This window comes from Streptomyces boninensis, assembly GCF_048572725.1.
GTDB classification, from domain to species: domain Bacteria; phylum Actinomycetota; class Actinomycetes; order Streptomycetales; family Streptomycetaceae; genus Streptomyces; species Streptomyces boninensis.
Map to the genome: position 1 here is coordinate 8,244,873 of NZ_CP183837.1, position 15,431 is coordinate 8,260,303.

Annotated in this window: 15 protein-coding genes; 10 read left to right on the forward strand and 5 right to left on the reverse strand. The window is 72.8% G+C overall.

Features of this window, described 5'->3' with window-relative positions; genetic code table 11:
- Positions 1-12: 12 nt before the first annotated feature.
- The 3 genes from ACNNMR_RS37205 to ACNNMR_RS37215 form a co-directional block, all read right to left on the reverse strand.
- Positions 13-423 (reverse strand): hypothetical protein, encoded by a 411-nt coding sequence (locus ACNNMR_RS37205; RefSeq protein WP_419999120.1) that lies wholly within the window; start codon positions 421-423, stop codon positions 13-15.
- Positions 424-448: 25 nt separating this feature from the next.
- Positions 449-1,606, reverse strand: a complete 1,158-nt coding sequence (locus ACNNMR_RS37210) for an alpha/beta hydrolase (protein WP_419999121.1) — start codon at positions 1,604-1,606, stop codon at positions 449-451.
- A gap of 164 nt (positions 1,607-1,770) precedes the next feature.
- On the reverse strand, positions 1,771-2,832 hold the full coding sequence (locus ACNNMR_RS37215) for an ADP-ribosylglycohydrolase family protein (RefSeq protein WP_419999122.1): 1,062 nt from the start codon (positions 2,830-2,832) through the stop codon (positions 1,771-1,773).
- Between the two features lie 124 nt (positions 2,833-2,956).
- Between ACNNMR_RS37215 and ACNNMR_RS37220 the strand changes: the two genes are divergently transcribed.
- From ACNNMR_RS37220 to ACNNMR_RS37255, 8 genes are read left to right on the forward strand one after another with little or no spacing between them, the layout of a single operon-like run.
- A complete protein-coding gene (locus ACNNMR_RS37220) occupies positions 2,957-4,702 on the forward strand; it encodes a sensor histidine kinase (RefSeq protein WP_419999123.1) in 1,746 nt (581 codons plus the stop codon).
- Complete coding sequence (locus tag ACNNMR_RS37225) at positions 4,699-5,142, forward strand: roadblock/LC7 domain-containing protein (RefSeq protein WP_419999124.1); 444 nt, start codon at positions 4,699-4,701, stop codon at positions 5,140-5,142. The genes ACNNMR_RS37220 and ACNNMR_RS37225 overlap by 4 nt, the downstream gene beginning before the upstream one ends.
- The gene (locus tag ACNNMR_RS37230; RefSeq protein ID WP_419999125.1) at positions 5,139-5,501 is read left to right on the forward strand and encodes a DUF742 domain-containing protein; all 363 of its coding nucleotides are present in this window, start codon (positions 5,139-5,141) and stop codon (positions 5,499-5,501) included. Before ACNNMR_RS37225 ends, ACNNMR_RS37230 begins: the two co-directional genes overlap by 4 nt.
- Positions 5,479-6,090: a GTP-binding protein gene (locus tag ACNNMR_RS37235; protein ID WP_419999126.1), complete on the forward strand. Its 612-nt coding sequence runs from the start codon at positions 5,479-5,481 to the stop codon at positions 6,088-6,090. The genes ACNNMR_RS37230 and ACNNMR_RS37235 overlap by 23 nt, the downstream gene beginning before the upstream one ends.
- On the forward strand, positions 6,087-7,376 hold the full coding sequence (locus ACNNMR_RS37240) for a cytochrome P450 (protein ID WP_419999127.1): 1,290 nt from the start codon (positions 6,087-6,089) through the stop codon (positions 7,374-7,376). Before ACNNMR_RS37235 ends, ACNNMR_RS37240 begins: the two co-directional genes overlap by 4 nt.
- Positions 7,373-8,638 (forward strand): cytochrome P450 family protein, encoded by a 1,266-nt coding sequence (locus ACNNMR_RS37245; protein WP_419999128.1) that lies wholly within the window; start codon positions 7,373-7,375, stop codon positions 8,636-8,638. Before ACNNMR_RS37240 ends, ACNNMR_RS37245 begins: the two co-directional genes overlap by 4 nt.
- A 35-nt stretch (positions 8,639-8,673) precedes the next feature.
- Positions 8,674-9,528, forward strand: a complete 855-nt coding sequence (locus tag ACNNMR_RS37250) for an inositol monophosphatase family protein (protein ID WP_419999129.1) — start codon at positions 8,674-8,676, stop codon at positions 9,526-9,528.
- A gap of 50 nt (positions 9,529-9,578) precedes the next feature.
- Positions 9,579-10,988 carry a phytoene desaturase family protein gene (locus ACNNMR_RS37255; protein ID WP_419999130.1) on the forward strand — a complete coding sequence of 470 codons (1,410 nt, stop codon included), beginning with the start codon at positions 9,579-9,581 and terminating at the stop codon, positions 10,986-10,988.
- Here the strand turns inward: ACNNMR_RS37255 and ACNNMR_RS37260 are convergent.
- Both ACNNMR_RS37260 and ACNNMR_RS37265 read right to left on the reverse strand, forming a co-directional pair.
- Positions 10,985-11,596, reverse strand: a complete 612-nt coding sequence (locus ACNNMR_RS37260; RefSeq protein WP_419999131.1) for a helix-turn-helix domain-containing protein — start codon at positions 11,594-11,596, stop codon at positions 10,985-10,987. The genes ACNNMR_RS37255 and ACNNMR_RS37260 overlap by 4 nt on opposite strands.
- A 50-nt stretch (positions 11,597-11,646) precedes the next feature.
- Complete coding sequence (locus tag ACNNMR_RS37265) at positions 11,647-12,639, reverse strand: ArsR/SmtB family transcription factor (RefSeq protein WP_419999132.1); 993 nt, start codon at positions 12,637-12,639, stop codon at positions 11,647-11,649.
- Between the two features lie 70 nt (positions 12,640-12,709).
- Here ACNNMR_RS37265 and ACNNMR_RS37270 point away from each other — a divergent pair, with 70 nt between their 5' ends.
- A complete protein-coding gene (locus tag ACNNMR_RS37270; protein ID WP_419999133.1) occupies positions 12,710-13,912 on the forward strand; it encodes an MFS transporter in 1,203 nt (400 codons plus the stop codon).
- A 32-nt stretch (positions 13,913-13,944) separates the two neighbouring features.
- The gene (locus tag ACNNMR_RS37275) at positions 13,945-15,423 is read left to right on the forward strand and encodes a DNA-3-methyladenine glycosylase 2 family protein (RefSeq protein ID WP_419999134.1); all 1,479 of its coding nucleotides are present in this window, start codon (positions 13,945-13,947) and stop codon (positions 15,421-15,423) included.
- Positions 15,424-15,431: the final 8 nt, after the last annotated feature.

The following is a 15,431-nucleotide window of genomic DNA, read 5'->3' on the forward strand; positions in this document are numbered from 1 at the left end:
CCTGTCCACGCATCACCAAGAGCCTTGCTGCATGTCAATTACGGCACCGAGCGGGCTGCCGGTCTTGCCGCGCCTGCGGCGCCGGTGGCCGCGCCGGCCCGCGTAGCCGACGATCAGCGTCCAGCCCACCGCACCCCCGATCGCCCAGCCCATGCCCTCCTGCTCCCAGTACACCCCGCCGAAGAGAACCGCCGCGCCCGGCACCAGCGAAAGCACCGCCAGCCACCAGGCGTAGTTGTGCAGGACGCTCACCGCGACGGGGAAGAGCATGCAGGCCGCCGCGCCGATCATGAAAGCCGCGAACTCCGGCAGGGCGGCGGCGAGGAGGGCGATGCCTGCGGTGATCGCCCAGCCGGTCAGTGCCACCAGGACGGTCCGCAGGAACGACCGGCCGGCCGATGGGCCCATGGCTGTTTGATCCATGGGCCCAGAGGCTACGGGATCGGGGTTACGGGGTTATCCAGCCGGGTGGGCACGTCGGGCCGGGCAGGTTGTAGGCGAAGGAGAGGAAGTTCTTCAGTTCCGGGGTGAAGGTGTTGAAGTCGTGGGCGCCTGGGCCCGTGCAGTAGCGGTGCGGGATGTTGGTTTTCTGCATGGCTGTGTGGAGGTTCTTGGTCCACTGGTAGACGTCGGTTTCGCCGGAGCTGCCTTGCGTGCCGTCGGGGTTGGCGCCACCGCCGTACAGCGCCACCTTTCCGCTGTAGGCGGCGTATTTTGCAGGGTGCTTTTCGGCTACCTGCACCGGGTTGAACGATTCCCAGTTCGCCGACGCCGGGCCGGGCGGGCCGAATATCGCCGCAGTGCGTTCCGCCGGGCCAGGGTTGTCGGGGAGCAGGTACTTCCAGTAGTTGCCCGCGTCGCCCTCCGTGCCCAGCTTGTAGAAGCGGGCGCCGTAACTCGTCGTGCCGTCGTTGATGATCTGCTGGTGGTCCGCGCGGCGGATGTCCGTGCCGCCCGAGAGGTCGCCGACGGCCGAGAACAGGGTGCCGTACTGCGCGGCGTACTTGAGCGCGCCGTAGCCGCCCATCGACACGCCCGCGATCGCCCGGCCGGACTTGGTGCCGCTGGTGCCGAAGTTGGCGTCGACCCACGGCACCAGCTGCTTGATGTGGAACGTCTCCCAGAGCGGGGCGAAATTGCCGTACGTGTGGCCTCTCCAGTCGTTGTAGAAGCCGGACTTGCCGCCCTCCGGCATCACGACTATGCCCTTGAAGCCGGCGTCCGCCACCGTCTTCTTGATGTCCCCCGACGTGGACCACTGCAGATAGTCCGTGGCGCCGCCGTGCAGCAGGAAGAGCACCGGGTAGTCGGCCGACGGCGTGTAGCCGGACGGGAGGTATACGCGGACGCGGACCGGCTTCTGCACCGGGTCGATCTGCGGCGCGCCCGGGCCGCGCGGCGTGAACAGCGCGCCGGTCGTGAGCTCCGCCTCGCAAAGTCGGCCGTCATAGTTCGGTACGACGGACCAGTTCTGCAGGGTGAGGCCGTTCGAGGTCCCGGCGGCCAAGTCGCCGCAAGGCGCGGGCGCCGCAGCCGCCTGCGTGGCCGGCAGGGCGCCCAGCAGCAGCCCGATGGCCGTAACGAGCGCGGCTAACCAGGCGCGCATTGATACATGTCTCAACGAGATCCCCCCAAAGAATCCGCGATCGAAGAGTGACGGAATTCAGGTATAACAGCCCCCACTGACAACCGCGTACGACGACGGTTCTACCGCCGGAGTTGACAAGCCGACGCACAAATTCCGCCGCGTTCCGCCGCCCCGCATACTCCTCAGGATGACAATTCCGCGACCCGCACCGTCCGCTCCGCCATCTCCCCGATGCTCGCCCGGTCGCACCCGAATACCGCGCTCCGCACCGTGTCCTCCAACGGCACCGTCCACTGCGGCGGCAGCGCCGCAGCCCCGCACAGCACCCCCGCCACCGACCCCGCCGTCGCCCCATTGGAGTCGGTGTCGAGCCCGCCGCGCACCGTCAGTGCGATCGTGGGCGTGAAGGCGCCCTCGCCGTAGAGCAGGCCCGCCGTGATGACCGCGGCGTTCGGCTCTACGTGGATCCAGTGCCGCTCGCCCTCCGGCGCCGTCTCCGCGAGCGTCTCGCCCCACGCGGCCCCCTTGGCGTGCAGCTCGACGGTCCGCCGGATCGTACGCGCCAGCTCGCAGTCGCCCGGGATCACCTCGAGCCCGGCCGCCACCACCTCGCCGGGCCCGCTGGCCGTGAAGGCCGCGGCCACCATCGCCGCCGCCCACATCGCGCCGTACACCCCGTCGCCCGTATGCGAAAGCCGCGCGTCCTTACGGGCCAGGCCCGCGGCCCGCTCCGGGTCGCCGGGGCAGGTCCAGCCGAAGATGTCGGCGCGGATCAGGGCGCCGATCCAGTCCTGGTACGGGTTGTCGGTGGTCGCGGTCTCGGGCGGGGCGAGGCCGTCGACCAGGTTGCGATAGGCGACTCGTTCCGCCGTGAAGACCTGCCGGTACGGGAGGTGCTCCAGCCACAGCTCGCCCACCTGCTCCGTGGTGAACGCGAAGCCGTGCCGCTCCAGCAGTTCGAGGCCGAGGATGGCGTAGTCGACGTCGTCGTCGCGGCAGGAGCCGTGGATGTTGCCGCGGGTGCAGTCCGGCCACTCCGGGCGCAGCTTGAAGTCGTGTTCGTGCGGGCCCGGGGGCGGGATGTAGCCGCTCAGGGGGAGGGCGCCGGTGAGGCGGAGGTAGTGGTCGATGCGGTCGCGGGACCAGTAGTCGCCGTCCTCGACCGGCTTGCCGAGCATGTTGCCGGCGATGCGGCCGAGCCAGCCGCCCAGCACCTTGTCGCCGATGGCTTCCATGCCGTCCATTTTACCGATGGTCGCCGTGTGTCACATGTGGTCACAATGTGTCAGTGGTGTGCAGGAGAACTTCCTTATAGGGTCGTTGAGTTGACCAAAGGCGTCCCCGCTCGCGCCCCGAGGAGTCCGCACGATGACCGCGCAACAAGCCGCTGCTCGCCCGCATGCGGCCCGTACCCTCTGGGCTTTTCTCGTGACCGCGCTCGCGGGCGCGGGCCTGGTGCTGTGGGCGGTGGCCGCGGCCCCCGAATCGTTCCGTAACGAGGCCGCCTACGGCGCCGGCGGCGCGGGCCTGGCGCTCGCGCTCGCCGTCACGCTGGCCGTGCGCTACCGCGAGCGGTTCCGGGCCGGGCGGCTGCAGCTCGCCGCGGAGGCGGGTGCCGCGGCCAATGCCTCCGCCGCCTCCGCCGCGGACGCGGCCCGCTTCGCCGACGAGACGGTGCCCGCCGTGCTGGCGCAGCTCGGCAAGGGCTCTTCGGCGGACACCGCCGTCTCCGGCGTGCGGCTGCCCGACAATGAGGCGTACGTGCGCGCGCTGCGCGCCATCGCCGAGGAGGCCGCGCGCAGCGAGAACCGCCGCGCCGCCGCCATGGCCGCCTGCGCCAACGCCGCCGGCCGGATGCAGGCCATGGCCACCGGCATGCTCGCCGACCTCCGCGACATGGAGAACCGGCACGCCGACGCCGCGATCCTCGGCGACCTGCTGCACCTCGACCACCGCACCGCCCAGGCGGGGCGGGTCGCGGACTCGATCGCGGTGCTCAGCGGGGCGCGCTCCGGGCGGCGGTGGGCGAAGCCGATCGCGATGGAGTCGATCCTGCGCGGCGCTATGGGGCGGATCGCTGGCTATCAGCGGGTGCGGCTGCGGTCGGTCGCCGACATCGCGGTCGCCGGGCATGCGGCGGAGGGCGTCATGCACGTACTCGCCGAACTCCTCGACAACGCCTGTAACTTCTCGCCGCCGACTACCGAGGTGCATGTCTACGTGTCCGAGGTCCCGGCGGGTGCGGCGGTCACCGTCGAGGACGCCGGGCTCGTGATGAGCGAGACGGCGCTGCGGCGGGCGGAGCGCGCCGTCGCGGGGCCGCCTGGTGACCTGTCCACGTTGACCGGGACGCGGCTGGGGCTCGCGGTGGTGGGGCACCTGGCGTACAAGCACGGTCTTACCGTGAACTTCCGGCCGTCGGCGATCGGCGGCACGGGGGTTGTGGTGATGATCCCGCAGGAGCTGATCAGCCGCGTGGCGGCGCCGGTCGGCGCGTCGGCGTCGGCGTCCGGGTCCGCGTCCGCGGCGGCGGTACGGGAACTGCCCGGCGGCGCCGCGCCCGGGGCCGTACGCGAACTGCCGGGCGGCGACCCGGAGGAGCAGCACGCCGGTGGCGGCGCTGAGCGGTACGCCGGTCGAGACGGCGAGGAACACGTCCGCGCGCGACCGGGCGCCGGGGACGAAGGTGCGCGCCACGCAGCCGAGGAGACCGCCGTCGAGCCCGAGCCCGCCGACTTCGCCCTCCCCGGCCTGCCCCAGCGCCGCCGCGGCCGCGCCCTGGAGGCCGCCCACCCCGAGGGCCTCCCCGGCGAGCGGCGCCGCGAGCGCGCCGAACGCGAGCCGCGGGCCGGCGGCAGCGGCGGCAACCTCCAACGCGCGGGCTCCGCCGCCCGCTTCGGCGCCTTCCACCGCGCCGTGACCGGCGAGGAGACCCTGGCGGACCCCCCACCGACCGATCGCGCCCCACAGCCGGACGCCAACCACCGCGCGGCACCCGCCGCCGACCCCGCCACCGCCCCCGACCCCGCCGACTCGCTCGACCCCTCGAACACCCCCGGTCCCCCCGGCGCGCACAACCGCGCCCCCGTACCCCCCTCGGAGGACGAAACATGACCAACTCCGCCGCCGAGGCCGGAAGACTCGCCTGGCTGCTGGAGGGCCTGCTGGAGCGTACGCCCGGCACCCGGCACGCGCTCGTGCTGTCCCGGGACGGCCTCAAGCTCTGCCACACCCGCGAGCTCTCCGCCGATCGCGCCGATCAGCTCGCCGCCATATCCGCCGGCATCCAGAGTCTCGCCCATGGCGCGTCCGTGGAGTTCGGGGACGGGAGCGGGGGTGTGCGGCAGTCGATGACCGAGTTCTACGGCGGGGTGCTGTTCATCGTCGAGGCGGGGGAGGGGAGTCATGTGGCCGTCGTAGCAGGGGAAGAGTCCGACCCCGGGCTCGTAGGGCACAACCTCCTGGCGCTCGTCGAGCAGATCGGCGAGCACCTGAGCGCCGCGCCGCGCGAGGACGACCTCGCGTACAAGCTGCGTCTTGGCAGCGCGGAATGACGCCGCGCCCCGGCCGGGACGACGACCCTGACCGGCTCTACACGCTCACGCAGGGGCGCAGCAGCCCGGGGACGGACGAGTTCGATCTCGTGACGCTCGTGGTCGCCGAGAGCGACCCGGTCCCGGGCATGCAGTCCGAGCATGTCGCGATCCTGCGCATGTGCCGCCGCCCGACCGCCGTGGTGGAGGTGTCCGCGCAGCTGAAGCTGCCGGTCAGCATCACCAAGATCCTGCTCTCCGACCTGCTGGAGTCGGGCAAGGTCACCGCCCGCCACCCGCGGACGGCCGCCTCCGCGAGACGGCTGCCCGACCCGACCACCCTGGAGAAGGTGCTCGTTGGACTCCGCCACCGGCTCTGAGCCGGGCACGCAGCTGGCCGCCACCGCCGACAACGGGCTCAAAATCGTCATCGTCGGCGGCTTCGGCGCGGGCAAGACCACCATGGTGCGGTCGGTCAGCGACATCCGGCCGCTGAACACCGAAGAGACCATGACCCAGGCCGGCGAGGGCACCGACGACCGGTCGGCCGTCCCCGGCAAGACGGCCACCACCGTCGCCTTCGACTTCGGGCGGATCAGCCTGGATGAGCGCACGGTCCTCTACCTCTTTGGCGCGCCCGGGCAGGAACGCTTCTGGTTCCTCTGGGACCGGCTGTTCGCGGGCACGCTCGGCGCGATCGTGCTGGTCGACGACCGCAGGCTCGCCGACTCCTGGTACGCCATAGACCGGCTGGAACACCACGGCACGCCGTTCGTCGTGGCCCGCAACGACTTCGGCGGCCCCCCGTACAACGCCGCCGAGGTGCGCAAGGCCCTCGACCTCGACGAGCAGGTGCCGCTGCTCACCTGCGACGCCAGGTCGCGCGCCTCCAGCAAGCAGGTCCTCATCTCCCTGGCCGAGCATCTGCAGTCCCTCGCCGCCGCACAGCAGGAGACCGCCGCACCATGACCTCCCCCCAGCCCACTCCTGGAAACGACACTGCCACCGGCTGCCCCGTCGCCCACGACGCCGTCCCGCTGAGCGGCCCCCGCTTCCACACCGACCCGCTGCAGCTCTACCGCGAGATCCGCCGCGAGCACGGCCCGGTGGCCCCCGTCGAGCTGCCCGGCGAGATCCCCGCCTGGCTCGTCATCGGCTACCGCGAGCTGCACCAGGTCACCTCCGACCCGGAGCTGTTCTGCCGCGACCGCGGGGTGTGGAACCAGTGGCCGAAGGTCCCCGAGGACTGGCCGCTGATGCCGATGGTCGGCGGCGTGGCGCCCTCCATCCATTACTCGCCCACCATCGACGAGCACCGCAGGCACGCCGGCGCCGTCGGCACGGCACTGGAGGGCGTCGACCCCTTCGACCTGCGCCGCCAGTGCGAGGAGCTGGCCGACCGGCTCATCGACGCCTTCTGCGCCCGCGGCAGCGCCGAACTGGTGGCCGACTACGCGGTGCCGCTGCCGGTCCTCGTCCTCGCCCGCCTCATCGGCATGCCGGACGACGGCGGCCGCGAGCTGGCGGGCGTGATGACCGAACTGGCCGACGGCGGCCCCGGGGCGGTCAAGGCGTACCAGACCTACGTGGAGCGCATGCGCGAACTGGTCGCGCACAAGCGGCAGCAGCCCGGCACCGACATCGCCTCCCGCCTCCTCGCCGACTCCGCCCGCCTGTCCGCGGACGAGGTGATGCTCAACCTGAAGGACACCACCGCCGCCGGCTTCCTGCCCACCGCCGACTGGATCGGCAACTCCGTCCGGCTGATGCTCACCGAAGACCGCTTCGCCGCCGCGCTCGGCGGCGGCCGGCACAGCGTCGCCACCGCCATGAACGAGGTGCTGTGGGAGGACACCCCCACCCAGATCCTCGTCGGCCGCTGGGCCGCCCGCGACACCCAGCTCGGCGGCCGCCCCATCAGGGCCGGCGACATGCTGTTGCTCGGCCTCGCCGCCGCCAACGGCGACCCGGTCATCCAGCAGGCCCTCGCCGGCCCCGACGGCGGCGAGGCCGCCAGCGGCAACAGCGCCCACTTCGCCTTCTCCTACGGCGACTTCCGCTGCCCCTTCCCCGCGCAGGAGATAGCGGAGATCATCGCTCGTACGGGCATCGAGGTGCTGCTCGACCGGCTCCCCGACCTCGACCTGTCCGTACCGGCACAGACGCTTGTCCGGCGGCCGTCCGCGTTCCTGCGCGGCATGACCGCCCTGCCCGTCAGCTTCACGCCCGTACGAGCATCAGGAGGACACCCGTGAACTGCCCCCATGCCGCCGCTGCCGGGCACACCGCCGAAGGGCTCCCCGAACCGCTGGCCGTCGATCCGCTGGTACGGGACCTCGCGGGCGAGACCGCGGCGCTGGCCGGCGGGCCGCCGCTGGCCCGTCTCGACCTGCTCGGCGCGACCGCATGGACCGTCACCCGGCAGGCCGAGGCGCGCAAGCTCCTCACCGACGACCGGCTGGTCAAGGACATCGAGGCGTGGCGGCTGTGGCAGAGCGGCGAGATCACCGCGGAGTGGCCGCTGATCGCCATGGTCAATCCGGGTCGGTCGATGTTCACCGTCGACGGCGCCGAGCACCGGCGGCTGCGCATGAAGACCGCGCAGGCCATCACCCCGCGCCGGCTGGAGGCGCTGCGCCCGACGGTGGAGCGGATCGTGGCGGAGCTGCTCGACGATGTGGCCGCTGCCGCCGAGAAGGCGGACGACGGCGTCGTCGACCTCAAGCATGTCTTCGCGCGGCCGCTGCCGATGCGGGTGGTGTGCCTGCTGATGGGCGTGGACGAGGAGGAGATACCGCGGCAGACCCGGCTGTGGGAGGCCTTCTTCTCCATGCTGACGCCGCATGAGGAGCGGATGGCGGCGATCGGGGAGCTCAACGGGATCTTCACCGAGATGGTGCGGGAGAAGACCGCCAACCCCCAGGACGACCTCACCAGCGCCCTGATCCTCGCGGAGGAGGGCGGCGAGCCGCTCACCGAGGAGGAGGTCGTCGGCAACCTCCAGTCGATGGTCGGGGCCGGGCACGAGACCACGATCCAGCTGATCCTCGCCACCGTGCGGCACCTGCTCGGCCACCCCGGCCAGCTGCGGCTCGTCCTGGACGGCGAGGTCACCTGGGCCACCGCCATCGAGGAGGCGCTGCGCTACGACCCGCCCAACAGCCACCTGCTGATGCGCTTCGCGACCGAGGACATCGAGGTCGGCGGGCAGGTGATCGAGAAGGGCGAGGGCGTCGTCATGTCGTATCGCGCGATCGGCCGCGACCCCGAGTCGTACGGGCCCGACGCCGATGCCTTCGACATCACCCGGCCGACGCCGATCCGGCATATGTCCTTCGGGCACGGGCCGCACATCTGCCCCGGCGCCGCCCTGTCGCGCCTGGAGGCGGCGGTGGCGCTGCCCGCGCTCTTCGCGCGCTTCCCCGGGATGTCCCTGGCGGTGCCGGACGAGGAGATCCGGAACCTGCCGGTGATCACGCAGAACGAGCTGGAGGCGCTGCCGCTGAAGGTGCGGTGAGAGCCGTTGTCGGAGGCACGTGGTTCGATGGGGGCATGATCGACGAGTACCTCGGTGACGTCGCTTGGAATGACGCTGCCTGGCTGGACCGGGTCGAGGCCGCGCTGCGGGACGCCGCGGCCGAGGCCGTCGTGCCGCGGTTCCGGGCGCTGGCCGCGGACGAGATCGCCGAGAAGGCCGGGCCGCATGACCTGGTCACCGTGGCCGACCGGGAGGCCGAGCAGCTGCTGGAGCGGTCGTTGACCGCGCTGCTGCCGGGCTCGGTGCTGGTCGGCGAGGAGGGGGTTGATGCCGACCCGGCGCGGCTGGCGGCGGTCCGCGGCGCGGATCCGGTGTGGATCGTCGACCCGGTGGACGGCACCGCCGCGTTCGTACGGGGCGAGCCCGACTTCGGCATGCTCGTCGCGCTGGCGTACGGCGGCGAGGTGCTCGCCTCGTGGACGTACGCGCCCGCGCAGGACCTGATGGCGGTCGCCCGCCGGGGCGCGGGGGCCCGGGCGAACGGCGGACCGCCGCTGGCGTCGGGACACCCGGACCGGGACGGCGTCCTGACGGTCGCCACCTCGCATCCGAACTACACGACGACGGGGGAGAAGCGGGTCCTGGACGGCCTCGACGCCCCGGGCGTGGCCGCGCGGCCGTGCAAGTCGGCTGGGCTGGAGTATCTGCGGGTGGCGTCCGGCGAGTTGGACGCCGTCGCCTTTTCGTGGGAGAGCCCCTGGGATCACGCCGCCGGGCTGCTGCTGGTGGCCGAGGCGGGCGGGGCGAACGGCACCGTCGGCGGCGAGCCGTTCCGCATCACCGGGGGCAATGCGCTGCCGTTCGTGGCCGCGCGGGACGAAGAAACGCTCAGACATATCCTGGGCCTGCTCGGCCCCGAGGCGCGATAGCCTCGGGCGCCGGACGCGGACCTCAATGGCGAGGGGAGAGGCGAAAACTTATGACCTCGATGGTGGACGTGGTGGTCGTCGGCGCCGGGCCCAACGGGCTCACGGCGGCCGTCGAACTCGCCCGGCGCGGCTTCGCCGTCGAGGTCTTCGAGGCCCGCGACAAGATCGGCGGCGGCGCCTCCACGGAGGAGCTGACCCTCCCCGGCTACCGGCACGACCCCTGCTCGGCCGGCCATCCCTTCGGCGTCGGCTCCCCCGCCTTCCGCAATATGCCGCTCGCCCGGCACGGCCTGGAGTGGCTGCACGCCGAGCTGCCGATGGCGCACCCCTTCGACGACGGCACCGCGGCCGTGCTGTCCCGCTCGGTGGGGGAGACGGCGATGTCGCTCGGCCCGCGGGACGCGGGCTCGTACCGGCGGCTGCTCGAGCCCTTCCTCGGCAAGTGGGACACCCTGTCGCAGGACTTCCTCGGCCTGTCGCTGAACTCCCTGCCCCGCGACCCGGTCACGCTCTTCCGGCTCGGCAAATTCGGCCTGCCGATGTCCGTGATCAACCGCCGCTTCCGCGACGACAAGGCCAAGGCCATGATGGCGGGCCTCGCCTCGCACGCGGTCTCACCGATGAGCGGCATCGTCACGGGTGCGCTGGGCCTCACCTTCGCCATCGCGGCCCATGCGGTGGGCTGGCCGGTCGCGAAGGGCGGCTCGCAGTCGATCTCGGACGCCCTCGCCTCGTATCTGCGCGAGCTGGGTGGGGTGATCCACACCGGCGTCGAGGTGAAGCGGATCGATGAGCTGCCGCCGGCGCGGGCGTACGTCTTCGACACCTCGCCGACCGCGCTGGCGCGGATCGCGGGGCTCGGCAATGCGTATGCGAACTATCGCTACGGCCCGTCCTGCTTCAAGATCGATTACGCGCTGGACGGGCCGGTGCCGTGGACGGCGGCCGACGCCCGCCGGGCGGGCACGGTGCACGTCGGGCCGACGGCGGGGGAGATCGACGACTCGGTGCGGCGGGCGGTGCGCGGCGACGATCCGAAGGTGCCCTTCCTCATCACCGTCCAGCCGACTGTGGTCGACCCGAGCCGGGCGCCCGCGGGCAAGCACACCTTCTGGGCGTACGGGCATGTCCCCAACGGCTGGAAGGGCGACGCGACCGAGCTGATCGAGCGGCAGATAGAGCGCTTCGCGCCCGGCTTCCGCGACCTGGTGCTGGCCAATGCGGTGGCGGGCCCGCCGGAGATGGCGGCCCGTAACGCCAACTATGTCGGCGGCGACTTCGCCTGCGGCGCCTTCTCCGGGCTGCAGACGCTGCTGCGGCCGAAGCCGGCGAGGTCGCCGTGGTCGACGGTGCATCCGCGGGTGTTCCTGTGCTCGCAGGCGACGTATCCGGGCCCTGGCGTGCATGGGATGTGCGGGCAGAATGCGGCGAAGGCGGTGTGGCGGGCGCTGACGCGCTAGTCGCCTGCGGGCGTCTCAGCCGCCCCCTGCGCCTTGCTGCGCGCGCGCAGGTGCGTGCGCTCGCCCTGGCTGCCGAACAGGCTCAGGAACTCGACCGGATGGTCGTCCGCCGGCCCGAACCAGTGCGGCACCCGCGTGTCGAACTCCGCCGCCTCGCCCGGCGCCAGCACCATGTCGTGCTCGCCGAGCACCAGCCGCAGCCGCCCGTTGAGCACGTACAGCCAGTCATAGCCCTCGTGCGTCTGCGGGTCCGGCGGATTCGGCCGGTCGGTCGGGTCCAGCACGATCTTGTACGCCTGGATGCCGCCCGCGCGCCGGGTCAGCGGCAGCAGCGTCATGCCGTGGTGGGTCACCGGGCGCAGGTGCAGGCGCGGGTCGCCGGTCGGCGGGGCGTCCACGAGCTCGTCGAGCGAGACGCCGTGCGCCTTGGCCAGCGGGAGCAGCAGCTCCAGGGTCGGCCTGCGGGAGCCGGACTCCAGCCGCGACAGGGTGCTGACCGAGATGCCGGTGCGCTCCGACAGCTCGGTGAGCGTGCTCTGCCGCTCGCCGCGCAGGGCACGCAGCCGGGGGCCGACGCCGGCAAGGGCCTGATCGAGTTCTTCGTCCATAGAGACAGCTTGCCGGAACGGCAACGGGTTTTGCCATTCGATAGCCCGCCTCAGACTCCCGCGGGTCCCGCCGCCTCCACCACCGCGTCACCCGCCGCCGTGCGGTAGTACAGCACCGACCGCCCGGCCCGCCGCCGCCCGACCAGCCCCGCGTCCAGCAGCACCCTCAGGTGCCGCCCCACCGACCCCAGCCCCTGCCCCGTCAGCGCCACCAGCTGCGTCGTGCTCAGCGGCGTATCGAGGCGTACGAGCACCCGGGCCCGCGCCTCGCCCAGCAGCCGGCCGAGGCCCTCCGGCACCGGCTCCGGGGGTGCCGCCAGGGCGCCCGCGCAGGGGTAGATGATCGCGTACTCGCCCTCCTCCGCGCGCCACGACACCCAGCCCGAATCCGGGGTCACCGGCACGAAGAACAGCCGGGCCCCGGACAGGTCGCGCGGCGGGTAGTCGTGCGCGTTGATCTGCAGCCGGCTCTCGCCGAGCCAGCGCATGCCGGGCCGCAGCGTGTCGAGCGCCGACGCCCAGCCGCCCGCGCTCAACTGCCGGGTGCGCGCGACCACATCGGCCTCCAGGACGCGGCGGCGGCGCGGCCAGTACGGGCGTACCGTCTCGTCCCAGACCCACTCCAGGAGGTCTGCCATCAGCGCGGCCGGATCGGCGTCGTCCAGCGCCGCCGGCAGCGGCGCCCGTAGCGAGATCATCAGATTCGCGCGGGCCCGCTCGCGCGAGGTCGCCCGGATCTCCGCGAGCCCCGCCGCGACATCCCCGACGGGATCGCCGTCCGCCCGCCCCGGCGTCGGCGTCACGAAGTCGGCGATCCAGTGGTGCCGTTCACCCAGCGCCGCCGGCACCAGCTCTGCCAATACGGGATCGGCGGCCAGCCGCGCCCGGTAGGCGGGACCGTGCGCATCCAGCCACGCCCGCTCGCCGGGATGCGCCGCCGCGCCATGGTGCAGGGCGAAGAGGCTCGCGTTGACCTCCGCCATCTGCGAGATCACAAAGCGGCTGCCCGCAAGCGTGTCCGCGCTGAACTGCCACCACCCCATAGCCACCCCCACCTTTCGCGCCCCGGCGAAACATTAACCCCCGTCACCACCACACCCCGAGACTCCGGGCATGCGCACGTACCGCGAGCTCGCCCACGTCCCCGAATTCCGCCCCCTCTTCGGCAACGCCGCCGCCCACGTAGCCGGCATGACGGTGAGCGGCCTCGCCCTCGGCACGCTCGTCTACGACCGGACGCGCTCGCCGTTGCTGTCCGCGCTGAGCATGTTCGGCCCGTCCCTCGCCCAGATGCTCGGCGCCACCATGCTGCTCTCCGCCGCCGACCGGCTGCCGCCCCGCGCCACCACGACCGGCATCGAGCTCGTGTACGCGGCCGGCACCGCCGCGCTCGCCATCCCCGGGATGCCGCTGGGCGGCATGTTCGCCGTCATCGTCGTCCTCGGCGTCGTGGGCTCGGTCGGGGGTGGCGTGCGCTATGGGCTGCTGACCGAGGTGCTGCCCAAGGAGGGCTACCTGCTGGGGCGTTCGGTGCTCAACATGTCGGCCGGCACGATGCAGATCTGCGGTTACGGGGCGGGCGGCGTGCTCGTCCTGGCGCTCGGCGAGCGCGGCACGCTGCTCGCCGGTGCGGGCCTGTACCTGCTCGCGGCCGCCGCCTCCCGCTTCGGCCTCACCCGCCGCCCGCCCCGCGCCTCCGGCCGTCCGTCCGTGGCCGCGACCTGGCGCACCAACCGCCTGCTGTGGTCCTCCCGCCCCCGCCGCTACGTCTACCTGGCGCTCTGGGTGCCCAACGGCCTCGTCGTCGGCTGCGAGTCACTCTTCGTCTCGTACGAGCCCCGGCACGCGGGCGTGCTCTTCGCGGCCGCGGCTGCGGGCATGCTGACCGGCGACATCATCGGCGGGCGCTTCGTGCCGAAGGGGCGCCGGACGCGGCTCGGCGTCCCGATGCTGATCCTGCTCGCCGCGCCGTACCTGATCTTCGCCCTGCAGCCGCCGCTCTATCTGGCCGCGGCGATCGCCGGGGTCTCCTCGGTCGGCTTCTGCGCGAGCCTGATGCAGCAGGAGCGGCTGATGAACCTCACCCCCGAGGAGCTGAGCGGCCACGCCTTCGGCCTGCACGCCTCGGGCATGCTGACGATGCAGGCGGTGGGCGCGGGGCTGGCGGGTGTGATCGCCGAGCGGACGTCGCCCGGCACGGCCATGGCGGTCATGGCGGCGGCCTCGCTGGCCGTGACGGCTTCGCTGGCCCGCGGGCTGAGCCTCAGCTCGTCGCCGCGAATAGCTCCTGGCACCGTCATGTCGGATTCTCGCTAGCTTCGGGCCCCTGACTCGGCGACGCTGGACGCATGCACACCGACACCGAGCGCTGCGTCCGCGCCGTCCAGTCCAAGGACGCCAGGTTCGACGGCTGGTTCTTCACCGCCGTCCTGACGACCGGCATCTACTGCCGCCCCAGCTGCCCGGTGGTGCCGCCGAAGCCCGAGAACATGCGGTTCTACCCGAGCGCGGCCGCCGCCCAGCTGGCCGGCTTCCGCGCCTGCAAGCGCTGCCGCCCCGACACCAGCCCCGGCTCCCCGGAGTGGAACGTCCGCGCCGACCTCACCGCCCGCGCCATGCGCCTGATCGCCGACGGCGTCGTGGACCGCGACGGCGTGCCGGGCCTGGCCACGCAGCTCGGCTACAGCACCCGCCAGATCGAGCGGCAGCTCAACGCCGAACTCGGCGCGGGGCCCCTCGCCCTCGCCCGCGCCCAGCGCGCACAGACCGCCCGCATCCTCATCGAGACCAGCGACCTGCCGATGTCGGACGTCGCCTTCGCGGCCGGCTTCTCCTCGATCCGCACCTTCAACGACACCGTGCAGGAGGTCTTCGCCCTCGCCCCCTCCGAGCTGCGCCGCCGGGCCGCGGCCCGTAAGCAGCCGGCCGCCGCCCCCGGCGTGATCTCCCTCCGCCTCCCGTTCCGCAAGCCGCTCACCCCCGACAACCTCTTCGGCCACCTGGTCGCCACCGCCGTCCCCGGCGTCGAGGAGTGGCGGGACGGCTCGTACCGCCGCACCCTCGCCCTCCCGTACGGGCACGGCACCGTCGCCCTCACCCCGCACCCCGACCACATCGAATGCCGCCTGGCCCTGACCGACCAGCGCGACCTCTCCATCGCCATCACGCGCTGCCGCCGGATGCTCGACCTCGACGCCGACCCGGAGGCCATCGACGAGCAGCTCAGCACCGATCCGCAGATGGCGGAGCTGGTCGCGAAGGCGCCGGGGCGGCGGGTGCCGCGGACGGTGGACGGGGAGGAGTTCGCGGTACGGGCCGTGCTCGGGCAGCAGGTCTCCACGGCCGCCGCCCGCACCCACGCCGCGCGCCTGGTCAAGGCGTACGGCACCGCCGTCGAGGACCCCTTCGGCGGCGGCCTCACCCACCTCTTCCCGTCCGTCCACGCCCTCGCCGCCCTCGACCCCGAGTCCCTGGCGATGCCGAAGTCCCGCCGTACGACCCTCACCACCCTCATCGCCGCCCTCGCCGACGGCTCCCTGGACCTCGGCGGCGGCAGCGACTGGACGCAGGCCCGCGAACAGCTCGCGGCGCTGCCCGGCATCGGCCCCTGGACCATCGAGGTCATCGCCATGCGCGGCCTCGGCGACCCGGACGCCTTCACGGCGACCGACCTGGGCGTACGGAAGGCGGCCGAGGGCCTGGGCCTGCCCTCGTCCCCGGGCGCCCTCACCCGGCACGCCGAGGTGTGGCAGCCGTGGCGGGCCTACGCGGTCCAGTACCTCTGGGCCACCGACGACCACCCGATCAACCTCATGCCTACGGAGTGATCACCAAC